General features: G+C 68.2%; 14 protein-coding genes. All 14 read left to right on the forward strand.

Features of this window, described 5'->3' with window-relative positions; translation table 11 throughout:
• Positions 1–21: 21 nt before the first annotated feature.
• Positions 22–1,140 carry a site-2 protease family protein gene (locus tag MX659_RS02640; protein WP_267191925.1) on the forward strand — a complete coding sequence of 373 codons (1,119 nt, stop codon included), beginning with the start codon at positions 22–24 and terminating at the stop codon, positions 1,138–1,140.
• A gap of 75 nt (positions 1,141–1,215) precedes the next feature.
• Complete coding sequence (locus MX659_RS02645) at positions 1,216–1,866, forward strand: redox-sensing transcriptional repressor Rex (protein WP_267191926.1); 651 nt, start codon at positions 1,216–1,218, stop codon at positions 1,864–1,866.
• Positions 1,867–2,005: 139 nt separating this feature from the next.
• Entirely contained in the window at positions 2,006–2,221 is a 216-nt protein-coding gene (locus MX659_RS02650; RefSeq protein ID WP_267191927.1) for a twin-arginine translocase TatA/TatE family subunit, read from the forward strand.
• 146 nt (positions 2,222–2,367) lie between these two features.
• Positions 2,368–2,841, forward strand: coding sequence for a transcription elongation factor GreA (gene greA / locus MX659_RS02655; RefSeq protein ID WP_267191928.1), 474 nt, complete (start codon positions 2,368–2,370; stop codon positions 2,839–2,841).
• 3 nt (positions 2,842–2,844) lie between these two features.
• Positions 2,845–4,347, forward strand: a complete 1,503-nt coding sequence (gene lysS / locus MX659_RS02660) for a lysine--tRNA ligase (RefSeq protein WP_267191929.1) — start codon at positions 2,845–2,847, stop codon at positions 4,345–4,347.
• Positions 4,348–4,459: 112 nt separating this feature from the next.
• Complete coding sequence (locus MX659_RS02665; protein WP_267191930.1) at positions 4,460–7,015, forward strand: ATP-dependent Clp protease ATP-binding subunit; 2,556 nt, start codon at positions 4,460–4,462, stop codon at positions 7,013–7,015.
• Positions 7,016–7,018: 3 nt separating this feature from the next.
• Positions 7,019–8,377 carry a DNA repair protein RadA gene (radA, locus tag MX659_RS02670; RefSeq protein ID WP_267191931.1) on the forward strand — a complete coding sequence of 453 codons (1,359 nt, stop codon included), beginning with the start codon at positions 7,019–7,021 and terminating at the stop codon, positions 8,375–8,377.
• Positions 8,378–8,444: 67 nt separating this feature from the next.
• Positions 8,445–9,506, forward strand: a complete 1,062-nt coding sequence (gene disA / locus MX659_RS02675; RefSeq protein ID WP_267191932.1) for a DNA integrity scanning diadenylate cyclase DisA — start codon at positions 8,445–8,447, stop codon at positions 9,504–9,506.
• A gap of 168 nt (positions 9,507–9,674) precedes the next feature.
• Entirely contained in the window at positions 9,675–10,694 is a 1,020-nt protein-coding gene (locus tag MX659_RS02680) for a PIN/TRAM domain-containing protein (RefSeq protein WP_323745484.1), read from the forward strand.
• On the forward strand, positions 10,691–11,407 hold the full coding sequence (ispD, locus tag MX659_RS02685) for a 2-C-methyl-D-erythritol 4-phosphate cytidylyltransferase (RefSeq protein ID WP_267191934.1): 717 nt from the start codon (positions 10,691–10,693) through the stop codon (positions 11,405–11,407). Before MX659_RS02680 ends, ispD begins: the two co-directional genes overlap by 4 nt.
• Complete coding sequence (gene ispF / locus MX659_RS02690; protein WP_407674464.1) at positions 11,407–11,904, forward strand: 2-C-methyl-D-erythritol 2,4-cyclodiphosphate synthase; 498 nt, start codon at positions 11,407–11,409, stop codon at positions 11,902–11,904. Before ispD ends, ispF begins: the two co-directional genes overlap by 1 nt.
• A complete protein-coding gene (gene gltX, locus MX659_RS02695; RefSeq protein ID WP_267191936.1) occupies positions 11,901–13,358 on the forward strand; it encodes a glutamate--tRNA ligase in 1,458 nt (485 codons plus the stop codon). Before ispF ends, gltX begins: the two co-directional genes overlap by 4 nt.
• Before the next feature lie 3 nt (positions 13,359–13,361).
• Complete coding sequence (gene cysE, locus MX659_RS02700; protein ID WP_267191937.1) at positions 13,362–14,060, forward strand: serine O-acetyltransferase; 699 nt, start codon at positions 13,362–13,364, stop codon at positions 14,058–14,060.
• The gene (cysS, locus tag MX659_RS02705) at positions 14,060–15,559 is read left to right on the forward strand and encodes a cysteine--tRNA ligase (protein WP_267191938.1); all 1,500 of its coding nucleotides are present in this window, start codon (positions 14,060–14,062) and stop codon (positions 15,557–15,559) included. The genes cysE and cysS overlap by 1 nt, the downstream gene beginning before the upstream one ends.

Here is a 15,559-nt window from a genome sequence, read left to right on the forward strand (position 1 = left end):
GGCTTGACGAGGAGGGCGGCCATGTTCGGATCGTCGTCGCGCACCATCGGAACCGCCTTCGGCATCCCCATCGAGGTGAACGCGAGCTGGTTCCTCGTGTTCTTTTTGGTGTCGGTCGGTCTTGCGACGAGCTACTTCCCGCAGGCCATTCCCGGTCTTCCGTCGTCGGCTTACGCGGCGCTCGCCTTCGTGACTGCGCTGGCGTTCTTCGGCTCGATCGTGCTGCACGAGCTCGCGCACTCGCTCGTGGCGCGGGCCGGCGGGCTGCGCATCAAGCGGGTCACGCTGTTCGTGTTCGGCGGCGTGTCGCAGATGGAGGAGGAGCCGAGAAGCCCGCTTCGCGAGCTCGCTATGGCGGTGGCCGGCCCTGCGACGAGCTTCACGGTGGGTCTGGTCGGCCTGGGCGTCACTGCTGTGTTCGGCGCGTGGCTGCCGAGCGTGGTGCGGGTTCCGCTCGAATACCTCACGGTCATCAACTTCTCGGTCGCCGCGTTCAATCTCCTGCCCGGCTTCCCGCTCGACGGCGGACGAGTGCTTAGAGCACTGCTCTGGGCGCTTACCAAGGACGTGCTCAAGGCGACCCGGTGGGCGACGAGGGCCGGTCAGGCGATCGGTTACACGCTCGTGGCGGTCGCCGTGTACCTGGTGCTGCACGGCCAGCTGGATGCGATCTGGCTGGCGATCATGGGGTGGTTCATCTCGGTGCTCGCTGCCAGTGCGTATGCGCAGCAGGTGGTCCGCGCCCGCCTGGCGGCCGTGCCGCTCGCGGCCATCATGAGCGCACCGGTGGCGACCGTCCCCGCAGTGACGCCGATATCGGAGGTCGCTGAGGCGTACGTGCTCGGCGGGCGGCACTCGCGATATCCGGTCGTTGACGCAGGGCGGGTCGTCGGGCTCCTCGATCTTGAGGCCGTGCGGAGCGTTCCGCGCGAGCAGTGGGCCTCCACGAGCGTCGGGGACATCGCGGTGCACGACCTGTCGCGCGCGGTGGCTCTCCCGTCCGCGAGCGTCGAGAGCGTCCTTCCATCGCTGGAGCCGGACGGTCCTGGGGCGGTGCTCGTGGTCGAGGACGGTCGTCTTGCGGGAATCGTCACGCGAGCCGACGTGATCCGCCTGCTCAGACAGGGCGATTCTGCATAAAACGGCAGCCAGGATGTTGCCTGAGATTGTTACTGTGGGTAACAATGTATTCGGGCTTGCGACGATTGGACCGCCATGTCTTCCCCGCCAGCAGAGATTCCAGCAGGCGTGATCGAACGGTTGCCCGTCTACCTTGGAGCTCTCATACAGCTCAGACACGAAGGTCGCACGACGGTGTCCTCGGCGCGGCTCGGCGAGCTCACCGGGATCAATCCAACGCAGATCCGTCGGGACTTGACGCGGTTCGGCTCGTTCGGTAAGCGCGGCGTCGGGTACGACATCGCGCTTCTCGTCGACAGCATCCAGCGGATACTCGGTGCCGACCATGTGCATCGGCTGGCCCTTATCGGCGCGGGGAATCTCGGCTCTGCGATCGCTGGATACGACGGGTTGAAGCAGCACGGCTTCTACGTCACGGCCGTGTTCGACAACGATCCCAAGAAGGTCGGCACGCGCATCGGCGACGTGGTCGTCCGGCACGTCGACGAGCTGCCGCGCGTCGCGGCGGACCAGAACATCCGGATCGCCGTGCTTGCCGTTCCGCCCGAGGCCGCGCAGCAAGCGGCGGATCTCGTGTGCAATGCCGGGATCAAGATCATCCTCAACTACACCCCGGCGCTCGTGAGCGTCCCGCCGGGGGTCAGGCTTCACAACACGGATCCCGTGCTCGAACTGCTGCACACGCTGTACTACCTCTCGCGGGCGGAGGGGACGGACAAGGTCTAGCGAGCAGGAGGATGCGGACAGGGTCTCGTATTCGAACCCTGCGACTGCTAGCGCAGACGGTGCAGCGGTGCTACTGTATGGGAACGCTCAGACGCTTCCGTGCGCGCCTGCGCGAGGACGACAGTCATAAGGAGGACAGATGGCTGCATTCGGTCTACCCATGGGCGGAGAGCTCTGGGTCATCTTGATCATCGTGCTCGTCCTGTTCGGACCATCGCAGCTCCCGAAGCTTGCGAAGATGTTCGGGGAATCCGCGAAGGCCTTGAAAGAAGGGCTGCAGGAGGGTCTGGACGAGGACGAGACCAAGTCGGAGCCTGCGAAGTCCGAAGAGAAGAGCTCTGAGAAGACGGAGTAGGTCCATTCCGCTTTCCCGGGCGCTCGCCGGTGCCATCAGGCGCTGGCGAGCGCTTGTGCGCTTGGCCCCATGATGTATACTCTCACGAGCGTTTTTCAGGCACCGGGCACGCTGCCCGCCAGCTTCAGGACCGATCAGGAGCAGCCATGCACGAAGAAGTCGTGCTGACCCCCGAAGGCCAGGCACGTTTGGAGGCCGAGCTTCACCACTTGGAGACCGTGCGCCGGCGCGAGGTCGGCGAGCGGATCAAGGAGGCCAAGGAGTTCGGCGACATCTCGGAGAACTCCGAGTACGACGACGCGAAGAACGAGCAGGCGTGGGTGGAGAGCCGCATCGCGGAGATCAACGCCATCTTGTCTCACGCGACCGTGCTCGAGGCGCCGAAGAAGAGCAGCAAGGTCGTGCTCGGCTCGCGCGTGGAGCTCAAGGACCGCGCCACAGGAGAGACGCACGTCTTCACCGTCGTCGGCTCGGCGGAGGCCGATCCTTCCAACGCGAAGATCTCCAACGAGTCTCCCGTCGGGCAGGCCATCATGGGCAAGAAGAAGGGCGAGGTCGTCACCGTGACGACGCCTCGCGGCAGCGTCATCGAGTACGAGATCCTCTCGATCAAGAACTGACGCATGCCGGACGGAAACGACATCTCGGGACTGCAAGCCGACGACCCCGTAGCCGTCCGGTTCGCGAAGATGGCGGCGATGCGGGCCGCTGGCGATGAGCCGTACAAGGACCGTTTCGATCGTACGCACACCGCATCGGAGCTCAAGACGGCGTGCGCGGATCTCGCCTCCGGAGAAAGCGCCGGCCTCGAAGCGGCGGTGGCGGGCCGTGTCATGGCCAAGCGCGACCAGGGGAAGATCGCCTTCCTCGTGGTGCGCGACGGCACGGGCGAGATCCAGCTGTTCTGCAAGGCCGACGTCATGGGCGTCGACCGGTTCCGCGAGACGCTCGACGCCATCGACCTCGGTGATTGGGTCGGTGCGTCAGGCGAGGTCGTCCGGACGCGGCGCGGCGAGCTGTCGGTGGTTCCTGCCGAGATCGTCGTCCTGTCCAAGTCCCTGAGGCCGCTGCCCGAGAAGTTCCATGGGCTCACGGACGTCGAGACCCGGTACCGGCAGCGCTACGTGGACCTCATCGCCAACCCCGAGGTGCGCCAGACGTTCGAGAAGCGCTTCCAGGCGATCGCTGCCATCAGGCGGTACATGGAGTCCCAGGGCTTTCTCGAGGTGGAGACGCCGATGCTCCACCCGATCCCCGGGGGCGCGACGGCGCGCCCGTTCGTGACGCACCACAACGCGCTCGACATGGACCTGTACCTGCGCATCGCGCCCGAGCTGTACCTCAAGCGGCTGCTCGTGGGCGGCTTCGAGCGGGTGTTCGAGCTCAACCGGTCGTTCCGCAACGAAGGCATCTCGGTGCGTCACAACCCTGAGTTCACGATGTTGGAGGCGTACCAGGCCTTCACGAACCTTGAGGGCATGATGCGCCTCGCTGAGGGCATCGTGACGTCGGCGGCGCAGGCCGCATGCGGATCGCTCGTGGTGGACTACCAGGGAACGCGGATCGACTTCACGCCGCCGTGGCCGCGCCGGACGCTCGTCGATCTGACGAGCGAGGCGGCGGGCAAGGAGGTGTCGTTCGCGCGGTCGCTCGACGACCTGCGCGGGCTGTGCGACGAGCACGGCGTTGCGTGGGAGCCGGGTTGGGGCAAGGGCAAGCTCATCACCGAGCTGTTCGAGAAGCTCGCCGAGCACTCGGTCACCGGCCCGATGTTCGTGACAGAGTATCCGCTCGAGACGTCGCCGCTTGCGCGCAAGAAGCCGTCCGAGCCGGACCTGACGGAGCGCTTCGAGGTGATCGTGGCGGGACGGGAGATCGCGAACGCGTTCTCCGAGCTCATCGATCCGGTGGATCAGCGCGAGCGGTTCGAGGCCCAAGCGCGAGCCAAGGCCGGGGGCGACGACGAAGCGATGGGCTACGACGAGGACTATCTGCGCGCCATGGAGTACGGCATGCCGCCGGCAGGCGGGCTCGGCGTCGGCATCGACCGGCTCGTCATGCTCCTCACCGACAGTCCCTCGATCCGGGACGTCATCCTGTTCCCGCACATGCGTCCCGAGGCGTAGGACGCCCCTTTAGGATCGAGCCGCCCTCCCCGGTGTCAGCCCGCGGGGGTAGAATACCCATAGGACCCTTCCGCCGAGAGTATCGGCGTCACAGATGGCGAGGCGATATCCCATGTTCGAACGGTTCACAGAGAAGGCCCGGCGCGTGGTGGTCTACGCGCAAGAAGAGGCCCGCATGCTCAACCAGAACTACATCGGCACCGAGCATCTTTTGCTCGGGCTGATGCGCGAGCCCGACGGCGTTGCCGTCAAAGCGCTCGAGTCGCTCAGGATCTCTCCGGACGACGTCCGCCAGCAGGTCGAGGAGCTCATCGGCAGGGGCACGTACGTCCCGACCGGGCACATCCCGTTCACGCCGCGAGCCAAGAAGGTACTGGAGCTGTCGCTCCGCGAAGCGCTGCAGCTCGGCCACAACTACATCGGAACCGAACACATCCTGCTCGGCCTCATCCGGGAGGGCGAGGGCGTGGCCGCCCAGGTTCTCGTGAACCTCGGCGCCGACTTGGAGAAGGTGCGCTCCGCAGTCATCCAGCTGCTGTCCGGCTACTACGGGCGGCAGGCGGAAGGCGCTGAAGAGCGGCGGTCGCGCGGCGGCGAGGGAGGCTCGCTGCTCGACGAGTTCGGGCGCAACCTCACCCGCGCGGCACTCGAAGGCAAGCTCGACCCGGTGGTCGGGCGCCAGCAGGAGATCGAGCGGGTCATGCAGATCCTCTCGCGACGTACGAAGAACAACCCGGTGCTGATCGGCGAGCCGGGCGTCGGCAAGACCGCCGTCGTCGAGGGGCTCGCGCAGAAGATCGCTCGCGACGAGGTCCCGGAGACGCTGCGGGACAAGCAGCTGTACACCCTCGATCTGGCTGCGCTGGTGGCTGGAAGCAAGTACCGGGGCGAGTTCGAAGAGCGCCTCAAGAAGGTCATGAAGGAGATCCGCGAGCGTGGCGACATCATCCTGTTCGTGGACGAGATGCACACGCTCGTCGGGGCCGGGGCAGCGGAAGGCGCCATCGACGCCGCGAGCATCATCAAGCCGGCGCTCGCGCGCGGCGAGCTGCAGACCATCGGCGCCACCACGCTCGACGAGTATCGCAAGTACGTCGAGAAGGACCCGGCGCTCGAGCGGCGGTTCCAGCCCATCATGGTGGGCGAACCGAGCGTCGAAGAGACCAAGGCGATCCTGTACGGACTGCGTGACCGGTACGAGGCGCACCACCGGGTCTCGATCACCGATGGCGCCATCGACGCAGCCGCCACCCTGGCAGACCGGTACATCTCCGACCGGTTCCTGCCCGACAAGGCCATCGACCTCATCGACGAGGCCGGCTCGAAGATGCGCATCAAGACGATGACGGCGCCTCCGGGCATCCGCGAGGTCGAAGAGCGGCTCAAGCAGGTGCGGCAGGAGAAAGAGGCCGCGATCGAAGCGCAGGAGTTCGAGAAGGCCGCTGCGCTCCGCGATAAAGAGAAGCAAATCATCGCCGAGAAGCGGCGTATGGAAGAGGAGTGGCGTCGGCCGGACAACAACCGTGTCGTCGAGGTCACCGAGAAGGAGATCGCCGAAGTCGTCTCCATGTGGACGGGCATCCCCGTGGCGTCCCTCACCGAAGAGGAGACGCAGAAGCTCCTGCGGATGGAGGCGTCGCTGCACGAGCGCATCGTCGGCCAGGACGAGGCGGTCACCGCGGTGAGCAAGGCCATCCGCCGCACTCGCGCGGGCCTCAAGGACCCGTCACGACCTGCCGGGTCGTTCATCTTCCTGGGTCCGTCCGGAGTCGGGAAGACCGAGCTTGCCAAGGCGCTCGCGGAGTTCCTGTTCGGCAGCGAAGACGCGCTCATCCAGCTCGACATGTCCGAGTACATGGAGAAGCACACGGTCTCGCGGCTGATCGGCTCCCCGCCGGGGTACGTCGGTTTCGACGAGGGCGGGCAGCTCACGGAGGCCGTGCGGCGCAAGCCGTATTCGGTCGTGCTGTTCGACGAGATCGAGAAGGCGCATCCGGACGTGTTCAACGTCCTGCTGCAAATCCTCGAAGAAGGGCGGCTCACTGACGCCCAAGGCAGGCGCGTCGATTTCAAGAACACGATCATCATCATGACGAGCAACGTCGGGGCGCGCGACATCGCGAAGGGCAAGACCATCGGCTTCACGATGCAGCCTTCCGATGCGATGCCCTACGAGACGCTGAAAGAGCGCGTCACCGGCGAGCTCAAGAAGATCTTCCGGCCGGAGTTCTTGAACCGCGTCGACGAAGTCATCGTGTTCCATGACCTCACCTCGGAGGAGATCGAGGCCATCGTCGATCTGATGGTGGCGAGGCTGCGCGAGCGCTTGGCGGAGCAGGGGATCGGGCTCGTTCTCACGCCGGAAGCGCGCTCGGTGCTCGCGAAGGAAGGCTTCGATCCCGCGCTCGGCGCGCGTCCGCTGAGGCGCGCGATCCAGCGGCTCGTGGAAGACCCGCTCTCGGAGCGGATCCTCGCAGGCGAGTGGCACCCCGGCGACGTGGTCGAATTACGGGTGGAGGACGGCGTCATCACCTTCGCACACGGCGACCTCTCTCCCGAGGCGATCGTGCAGCCGTCGCGCCCGAAGCGCGCCAGAGCGTCGATGCCGCCGCGCAGCGGATCGCGCGGAGGGCGGACGCCGCAGTCCGACGGCCTCGCGGGCGAGTGAGGCATGGCGCGACCGCGCTCCGAGTGGCGATGCTCACAGTGCGGCCACGCCGCACCGAAGTGGCTCGGCCGTTGCCCGGTGTGCGGCGAGTACGGCACCTTCATCGAGGAGGCGCCGTCAGAAGCGGCGGCCTTTGGAGCGAGCGCGCCGCCACGGACGCCGATCGCGCTCGGGGACGTGCGTGTCGACCCAGCGACGAGGATCCGCACGGGCATCGATGAGCTCGACCGCGTGCTCGGCGGAGGCATCGTCCGAGGCTCGGTCGTGCTCCTGGCAGGAGAGCCGGGCATCGGCAAGTCCACGCTGCTTCTCCAGGCGGCCAGCCGGCTTGCCGCACAGTGTCGGCGCGTGCTGTACGTGTGCGGCGAGGAGTCGGCCGAGCAGGTGCGCTTGCGAGCGGACCGACTCGGCGCCGACGGGCGCGTGCTCCTCCTTCCCGACGCCGAGGTCGAGGGCGTCGTCGCTACGGCGAAGGCGCAGGCCGTCGACGTGCTCGTGGTCGATTCGATACAGACGCTGGCCGACCCCGCAACACCCGGGCTCGCGGGCAGCGTGAGCCAGGTGCGCGCCTGCGCGCAGTCCCTGGTCGCGCTCGCGAAGGCGAGCGGCGTCGCGGTGATCATGGTGGGTCACGTGACGAAGGAGGGTACCGTTGCGGGTCCCCGCATCCTCGAGCACGTGGTCGACACCGTCCTGTCCTTCGAAGGCGACCGGGAGCATGCATACCGGGTCGTGAGGGCGGCGAAGAACCGCTTCGGTTCGGTGAGCGAGGTCGGGGTGTTCGAGATGACGGGCACGGGGCTCGAACCGATCTCGGATCCCTCAGGGCTCACGCTCGGGCAGCGCGCGCAAGACGCACCGGGCACGTGCGTGTTCCCGACGGTGGAGGGGACCCGGCCCATGCTGGTGGAGGTGCAGGCCCTGGTCACACGCACCTGGCTGCCTGCACCGCGCAGGCACGCGGTCGGCGTCGACCTCGGACGCGTGCACCAGATGCTCGCCGTGCTCGAAGGTCGAACGGGCGTGCGGTTCGGGGAGCACGACGTGTACGTCTCCGTCGTCGGCGGCGTGCGGGTCTCCGATCCGGCGGTCGATCTGCCGCTCGCGCTCGCGCTCGTTTCTGCGAGAGAGGCCGTGCCGCTCTCGGGGCCGCTGGCAGCGTTCGGCGAGGTCGGCCTCACCGGCGAGCTCAGAGGCGTTCCGCACGGTGCGGCCCGAGCGGCCGAGTGCGGACGCGTGGGCGTGAAGACGCTTCTGGCGCCGGACGGCGCAGGGACGCTTGCCGCCGACGGGATGTCGGTGGTTCGGGTCGCGTCGCTGCGGTCTGCCCTGGCGCAGGCCGGGCTCGGCAACGCCGGCTGATGCGCGTGCTCTAGCAGCGCACCGCCGCAGCGTGGCACAATCTGGGCAGGCGATGGCGGGAGGCCCGATGGACACCGCGCAGAACGACGTCATGCTCCAGGCCCTTGCGGCGGTGGCGCCAGGCACGCCGCTGCGTGAAGGCCTCGACCACGTGATCTCCGCGCGCACGGGGGCGCTCATCGTCATCGGGGACGAGCGCGGGGTCGAGAGCATCAGCAATGGTGGTTTCGTCGTGGGCGTCCCGTACACGCCGCAGCGGCTGTTCGAGCTGGCGAAGATGGACGGCGCCATCACGCTTGACGCCGAGATGCGCCACATCCTCAAGGCGAACGTCCACCTCGTTCCCGACCCGGCCATTCCGACCTCTGAGACCGGCATGCGGCATCGCACCGCAGAGCGCGTGAGCCTCCAGACGGACGCGCTCGTCGTCTCGATCTCGCAGCGCAGGGACGTCGTGAGCCTGTATCGTCGCGGGCAGAAGGTGGTGCTCGAAGACATCGAGGTCGTCCTCGCGAAGGCGAATCAAGCGCTCCAGACGCTCGAGCGCTACCGGACGCGTCTTGACGAAGTCTCCACTCATCTCACCGTCCTCGAGTTCGAGAACGCATCCACCTTCCGTGAGGTCGCGCTCGTGATCCAGCGTGCCGAGATGGTGCTCAGAGTCGCGAAGGAAGTGACGCGGTACGTCGTCGAGCTCGGCGAGGACGGACGGCTCGTGCGGATGCAGGCCGATGAGCTCACGGCAGGCGTGGACGAGGACTACACGATGCTCGTCCGCGACTACGCCGTCGACCCGTCGACGCGCACGGCGGCGCGCGCCCGGCAGAGGATCTCCGCGATGAAGCCGGAGCAGCTTCTCGATCCCCTTGCCGTCGTCCACGCGCTCGGGCACGCTGGCGGCGCTGATCTCATCGAGCAGCAGGTGCGGCCGCGCGGCTATCGCGTGCTGAGGCACATACCTGCCCTCCCAAGCTCCGTGGCGAACCGCGTCGTCGACAGGTTCCAGACGCTCGCTGCGCTGCTGGGCGCGTCCGAGCAGCAGCTCGACGACGTCGAGGGGGTCGGTGCCCGGCGCGCTGCCGCCATCCTCGACGGTCTGCGCCGCATGCGCGAGCATCCCGGCGGGTAGCAGCAGCCAGCAGCGAGCGTACAGACAGCCGCTCGTCGCGGTGAGGAATCCGCTCGTCGCCTCCTGTGCTAGACTGAACGCAACGATGCCGTTCCGTTCTGGCGTGAAGGAGGTGAGGGCGCACCGGCAGATGCGTCTCCGGTCGTCACAGGCATGATCGTGCAGTTGATGCGGTTCGTGCTGCTGACGGCGGGCGCGTTCGGTGGTTATTCGGTCACTCGGCTTGCCGACTGGCCGTCCCAGACAGGCTTCTCTCAGGAATCCGTCATCATACTGTTCATCATTCTGGGAAGCTCGATGGGGTACCTGCTCGGCGGCATCCTCGGCCGAGAGGTGACCACCCAGTTCCGCCGCCTCGAGCAGCAGATTTCCGAGTTCCAGCCCGCAGAGCTGGTGTTCGGCGCGCTGGGGCTCATCGTCGGTCTGGCGATCGCGTTCTTCGTCTCCGACCCCCTCCGCCTTCTCAAGCCGACGTGGCTTTCGTTCCTCGCCATCGTCGGGGTGTACGGGCTGTTCGGGTACGCCGTCACGAGGCTGTTCTTGTTGCGCCGTCACGAGGTCGCGCGGCAGGTCTTCTCGCAGGCCGCTCAGCAGTCCCGCGAGCGCCCGAAGTTCCTCGACACCAGCGCCGTCATCGATGGGCGGTTCGAGGCGATCGTCAAGTCCGGGTTCCTGGAAGGCCCGCTGCGTGTCCCGCGCTTCGTGCTCGTCGAGCTGCAGACGCTTGCGGACTCGGCAGACGACCTCAAGCGTGCGCGTGGCCGTCGGGGGCTTGATGCGCTGACGGCGCTCTCTGCGCTCGACGACCTAGTGACGGTGGTGGATGCCGACTATCCTGACGTGCCCACTGTGGACGCCAAGATGATCCGCCTCGCCCAGTCATCGGGCGGTGCGATCGTGACGGCCGACCACAACCTGACGCAAGTGGCGCGCGTCGAGGGCGTCGACGTCCTCAACCTGAACGAGCTCGCCGAAGCCGTCCGCCCGGTGTACCTGCCTGGTGACCGGTTCGTGCTCGGCGTGGCCAAGCCGGGCAAGGAGCCCGACCAGGGCGTCGGGTATCTCGGCGACGGCACCATGGTCGTCGTCACGGACGGGCGCGACGCGGTCGGCCGGGAGGTCGAGGTAGAGGTGACCTCCGTCCTGCAGACGTCTGCCGGCCGCATGATCTTCGCGAAGGCGGTGTGAGCGTGCGCGTCGCAGCCATCGTCGCGGCAGCCGGATCCGGCGAGCGCTTCGGGCGTGCTGGCGGCAAGCAGCTCGCACCGCTCGCGGGCGCGACCGTCCTCGAACACGCGGTTCGGCCGCTTGCCGCGTGCAGGCGGATCGAGGCGGTGGTGGTCGTGGCGAATCCTGCCGACGTGGACACGGTCGCTGCGTTGTTGGCCAGGGAACCGAAAGTCGTGCGCGTCGTGGCGGGCGGGGCGACGAGGCAGGAGTCCGTCATGCGCGGCCTGGATGCGCTGCCTGCTGGCGTGGACGTCGTCGTCGTGCACGACGGAGCGCGCCCGCTTCTGGCAGCGGACACCGTCGATGCGGTCCTCGATGCGCTCGATGAGGGGTCGGACGCAGTGATCGTGGGGCATCCGAGCTACGACACCGTGAAGTCCGTCGGCCCGGACGGCATCGTCGAGCGCACGGAGGACCGTGAGCGCTTGTGGCTCGTGCAGACGCCGCAGGTCTTCCGGGCACAGACGCTCCGGACTGCGCTGGAAGGCGCTGCTCGCACCGGTGTCACCGGCACCGATGACGCCGCTCTCGTGGAGGCCAGCGGCGGTCGCGTTCGCGTCGTGCGAGGATCCCGCGACAACGTGAAAGTGACGGTGCCCGAGGACCTGGTCCTCGCAGAGGCGGTCCTGCGGGCGCGGGCGGCGCGTGGCCCGAAGAAGGGCAGAGGGTGATGGTCGTGAGCGGTTCGCAGCGAATCGGGTTGGGCTTCGACGCCCACGCGTTCGTCGAAGGCCGTCCGCTCGTGCTCGGCGGAGTCGAGCTTCCGAGCGACCGGGGGCTTGCGGGGCACTCCGACGCCGACGTGCTGGTCCACGCGCTGATGGACGCGATCGTCGGCGCGCTGCGCGAGGGCGACATCGGCCGCCTGTTCCCCGACGACGACCCGGCGTACGAGGGCGCGTCGAGCATCAGGTTGTTGGAGCAGGTGGCCGCGCTCATGCGCTCCCGAGGATTCGAGCTCGTGGATGCGGACTGCGTCGTGGCGCTCGAGCGGCCAAAGGTGGCGCCGCACCGCGATGAGATGCGGCGGCGCATCGCCGAAGCGCTCGGGGTCGAGGTCGAGCGGATCGGCGTGAAGGCCACCACCACCGAAGGGCTCGGCTTCGTCGGTCGAGAAGAAGGTGCTGCCGCCTACGCCGTGGTGCTGCTGGAGCGTGCGCGGCCATGAGCGAGCGCACCCGCTTCGCTCCCGCACCCACGGGCCCGCTGCACGTCGGAGGCGCGCGGACGGCGCTGTTCAGCTGGCTCGTCGCTCGCGCGAGCGGCGGCCGGTTCGTCCTGCGGCTCGAGGACACCGACCCCGCGCGCGTCGTCCCCGGAGCCGACGCGGCGCTGATCGCGGACCTGCGCTGGCTCGGGCTGGACTGGGACGAGGGTCCTGACGTCGGAGGGCCGCACGCCCCGTACCGGCAGTCGGAGCGAGCGAGCGAGCACGAGGCCGTGTGGAGACGCCTGCGTGAGGCCGGGCTGGTGTATCCGTGCTACTGCACGCCCGAGGAGCTCGAAGCCGCGCGAGAAGCTGAGCGGGCGCAGGGCCGTGCCCCGCGCTATCCGGGCACGTGCAGGAACCTGACCGCTGCCGACCGAGCGCGCTTCGAGGCCGAAGGCAGACGCCCTGCGTGGCGATTCGCCGTCAGGCCGGGCGAGCGGGTCGTGTTCGACGACGCGGTGCACGGCTCGATGGAGTTCTCGACGGACGGCATCGCCGACTTCGTCATCGTGCGCTCTGATGGGCGCCCCACCTACGACTTGGCGTGCGTCGCGGACGACACCGCCATGGGCATCACGTTCGTCGTGCGAGGAGACGACCACCTCGCCAACACCGCTCGCCAGATCCTGCTCTTGGACGCGCTCGGTGCCCCGCGGCCGCGGTACGCGCACCTGCCGCTCGTGACGGCTCCAGGCGGCGAGCCGCTGTCGAAATCGAAGGGCGGCGCCGCTATCGGCGAGCTTCGCACGGCAGGATACGTGCCGTCTGCGGTGGTGGAGTACGTCGCCTCGCTCGGGTGGAAGGTCCCCGACGGCCTTCAGGTCCGCGGGCCGCACGACCTCTTGCGCGCGTTCCGGATCGAGGCGGTCTCGCCGTCGCCGTCAACGCACGATCCCGAGCGGCTGCGCGCGCTGAACGCGAAGCACCTGCGGCGTCTCGATGACGCTGCGTTTTTCGCATTCGCCTCGTCGTTCCTGGGACCTGTGCCCGAGGGCGTCGATCGCGAGGCGCTGCTTGCCGCGGTCCGCGAGGAGGCGGAGACCGGCGCGGACATCACTCGGCTCGCTGATCGCATCGTCGTGCGGCCACAGCGGCTTGTGGCGCTCAAAGACCCCGTTCTCGAATCGGCGCTCGGCGCGCTCGAGCGCTCGGGCGAGCCGTGGGACCCCGACGATGCGGTCGCTCGCATGAAGGCCGAGCTCAAACACCGTGGCGTGCCGGTCAAAGATGGGCTGCACGCGCTCCGCGCCGCCCTCATCGGCACGCCCGACGGGCCTCCGGTCGCGTTGCTGCTCAAGGCGCTCGGCCCGAGCGAGGCGGAAGCCCGCATCCGGCGTGCTGCGTTGACGCGACCTGGCTCGTCCGGCGATAGTGGTGTGCCGCAGGACTCCGCCGGCCAGATGGAAGCGTGAACGATGTTCAAGCGCATGCGACGAGACATCCGGGCGATCAAGGAGCGCGACCCCGCGTGCACGTCCACGCTGTCGGCCCTCACGAACTACCCGGGTCTGTGGGCGGTCTGGTGGCATCGCGTCACGCACCGGCTCCACAAGGCAGGCTTCGTGTGGTTTGCGCGGCGCATCAGCCAGGTGGTTCGCCACTACACCGGCATCGAGATCCATCCGGGCGCGACGATCGGCGACGGCTTCTTCATCGATCACGGCATGGGCGTTGTGATCGGCGAGACGACGGTCATCGGCAAGGACGTGACCATGTACCAGGGGGTGACGCTGGGCGGCACGGGCAAGGAGCACGGCAAGCGGCACCCCACCATCGGAGACAACGTGGTCATCGGGGTGGGAGCGACGGTCCTGGGAAACATCACGGTGGGGGACCACTCCAAGATCGGAGCAGGCGCGGTCGTCATCCAAGACGTCCCGCCGAACTGCACCGTGGTGGGCGTCCCAGGCAGGATCGTCGTGCGAGAAGGCGAGCGCGTGGACGCCATCGACCTCCACCACGAGGACCTTCCGGACCCGGTGGTGGAGATGTTCCGAACGCTCCAGCGCCGGATCGAGCGGCTGGAGATGCGCCTGGAGCGCGACGAAGGGGTGGCCTCGGAGGCCGGCAAGCCGCCCTTCGAGAACGGGAACGACGAGGAAGGGCGTTCGTGATGGCGATTCGGATCTACAACACGATGTCGCGCACCAAAGAGGAGTTCGTTCCGCGCGAGCCGGGCAAAGTCGCGATGTACGTGTGCGGACCGACCGTCTACAACCACATCCACGTCGGCAACGCCCGCACGTTCCTGTCGTTCGACGTCATCCGCCGGTACCTCGCCTGGCGCGGTTACGAGGTGACGTTCGTGCAGAACATCACCGACGTGGACGACAAGATCATCAAGCGTGCACAGGAGGAGGGCCGGTCTCCCGCCGAGATCGCGGAGACGTACACCCTCGCGTTCCGTTCGGCGATGGACGCGCTCGGCGTCCTCCCGCCCACGCGGCAGCCGCTCGCCACGCAGACCATCCCCGACATGATCGCGATGGTCGAGCGGCTCATCGAGCGCGGGCACGCGTACGTCGTCGACGGCGACGTGTACTTCTCGGTGCGTTCGTTCCCTGGCTACGGCGAGCTTTCCGGCCGCGACATCGACGAGCTCGAGGCCGGCGCGCGGGTGGAGGTCGACGAGCGCAAGCAAGACCCGCTCGACTTCGCGCTGTGGAAAGCCGCGAAGCCCGGCGAGCCCCACTGGCCCAGCCCCTGGGGCGAGGGCCGTCCGGGCTGGCACCTCGAGTGCTCGGTGATGTCCGAGCGCGAGCTCGGCGTGCCGTTCGACATCCACGGAGGCGGCTCCGACCTCGTGTTCCCGCACCATGAGAACGAGCGCGCGCAGTCCGAGGCAGCGACGGGCAAGCCCTTCGTTCGCTACTGGATGCACGGCGGGATGCTGCAGATCGACTCGGAGAAGATGAGCAAGTCGCTCGGCAACTTCCTGCTCCTCAAAGACGTCCTGGCGCAGTATCCGGCCGCTGTCGTCCGCATGCTGATGCTGCAGACGCACTACCGCAGCCCGCTGGATTTCTCTGGGGCCCGGCTTGATGAGGCGGCCGCTGCGCTGGAGCGCATCACGAACGTCGTGCGCAACCTACAGTGGGCGAAGGACGGCGCAGGCAGCGGACCGGGCGCGCCGGCAGACGCACGCTCGGCGTTGAACGACGCCGTCCGCGAGGCGCGCGAGCGGTTCGTCGAGGCCATGGACGACGACTTCAACACCGCTGGCGCGCTGGCGGCGGTCTTCGAGCTCGGACGCGCCTGCAATGCGTTCCTCGCCGAGCACCAGGCGAAGCTCGGGACCGAGGACCGCGGCGTGCTCGAAGAGGCGGCGTCTGCTGTCCGCGAGCTCCTCTCGGTGCTCGGCATCGAGCTCGGCGAGGCCGAGCGCGAAGCGGAGCCCTCCGCTGACGTCATCGGCATGGCGCGCGACCTGGCCGGGTACGCGGGCACGGACGCCGACGAGGCCCTTCGCGCGCTCCTCGCGGCTCGCGAGGCGGCGCGGTCCGAACGCAACTGGGAGGCGGCCGACGCCGTCCGCGATGCGCTCGGATCGCTTGGCTACGCGATCGAGGACACCCCGCAGGGGCCGCGCGTGGTGCGCCGCGGCGGGAGCTGA

The organism is Parvivirga hydrogeniphila, assembly GCF_023371205.1.
In the GTDB taxonomy this organism is placed as follows: Bacteria; Actinomycetota; Coriobacteriia; order Anaerosomatales; family Anaerosomataceae; genus Parvivirga; species Parvivirga hydrogeniphila.

Excerpts from the sequence above, each read along its gene's own strand:
- MX659_RS02640 (WP_267191925.1), top strand. The coding sequence starts at position 22 with ATGTTCGGATCGTCGTCGCGCACCATCGGAACCGCCTTCGGCATCCCC.
- MX659_RS02645 (WP_267191926.1), top strand. The coding sequence starts at position 1,216 with ATGTCTTCCCCGCCAGCAGAGATTCCAGCAGGCGTGATCGAACGGTTG.
- MX659_RS02650 (WP_267191927.1), top strand. The coding sequence starts at position 2,006 with ATGGCTGCATTCGGTCTACCCATGGGCGGAGAGCTCTGGGTCATCTTG.
- greA (WP_267191928.1), top strand. The coding sequence starts at position 2,368 with ATGCACGAAGAAGTCGTGCTGACCCCCGAAGGCCAGGCACGTTTGGAG.
- lysS (WP_267191929.1), top strand. The coding sequence starts at position 2,845 with ATGCCGGACGGAAACGACATCTCGGGACTGCAAGCCGACGACCCCGTA.
- MX659_RS02665 (WP_267191930.1), top strand. The coding sequence starts at position 4,460 with ATGTTCGAACGGTTCACAGAGAAGGCCCGGCGCGTGGTGGTCTACGCG.
- radA (WP_267191931.1), top strand. The coding sequence starts at position 7,019 with ATGGCGCGACCGCGCTCCGAGTGGCGATGCTCACAGTGCGGCCACGCC.
- disA (WP_267191932.1), top strand. The coding sequence starts at position 8,445 with ATGGACACCGCGCAGAACGACGTCATGCTCCAGGCCCTTGCGGCGGTG.
- MX659_RS02680 (WP_323745484.1), top strand. The coding sequence starts at position 9,675 with ATGCGGTTCGTGCTGCTGACGGCGGGCGCGTTCGGTGGTTATTCGGTC.
- ispF (WP_407674464.1), top strand. The coding sequence starts at position 11,407 with ATGGTCGTGAGCGGTTCGCAGCGAATCGGGTTGGGCTTCGACGCCCAC.
- gltX (WP_267191936.1), top strand. The coding sequence starts at position 11,901 with ATGAGCGAGCGCACCCGCTTCGCTCCCGCACCCACGGGCCCGCTGCAC.
- cysE (WP_267191937.1), top strand. The coding sequence starts at position 13,362 with ATGTTCAAGCGCATGCGACGAGACATCCGGGCGATCAAGGAGCGCGAC.
- cysS (WP_267191938.1), top strand. The coding sequence starts at position 14,060 with ATGGCGATTCGGATCTACAACACGATGTCGCGCACCAAAGAGGAGTTC.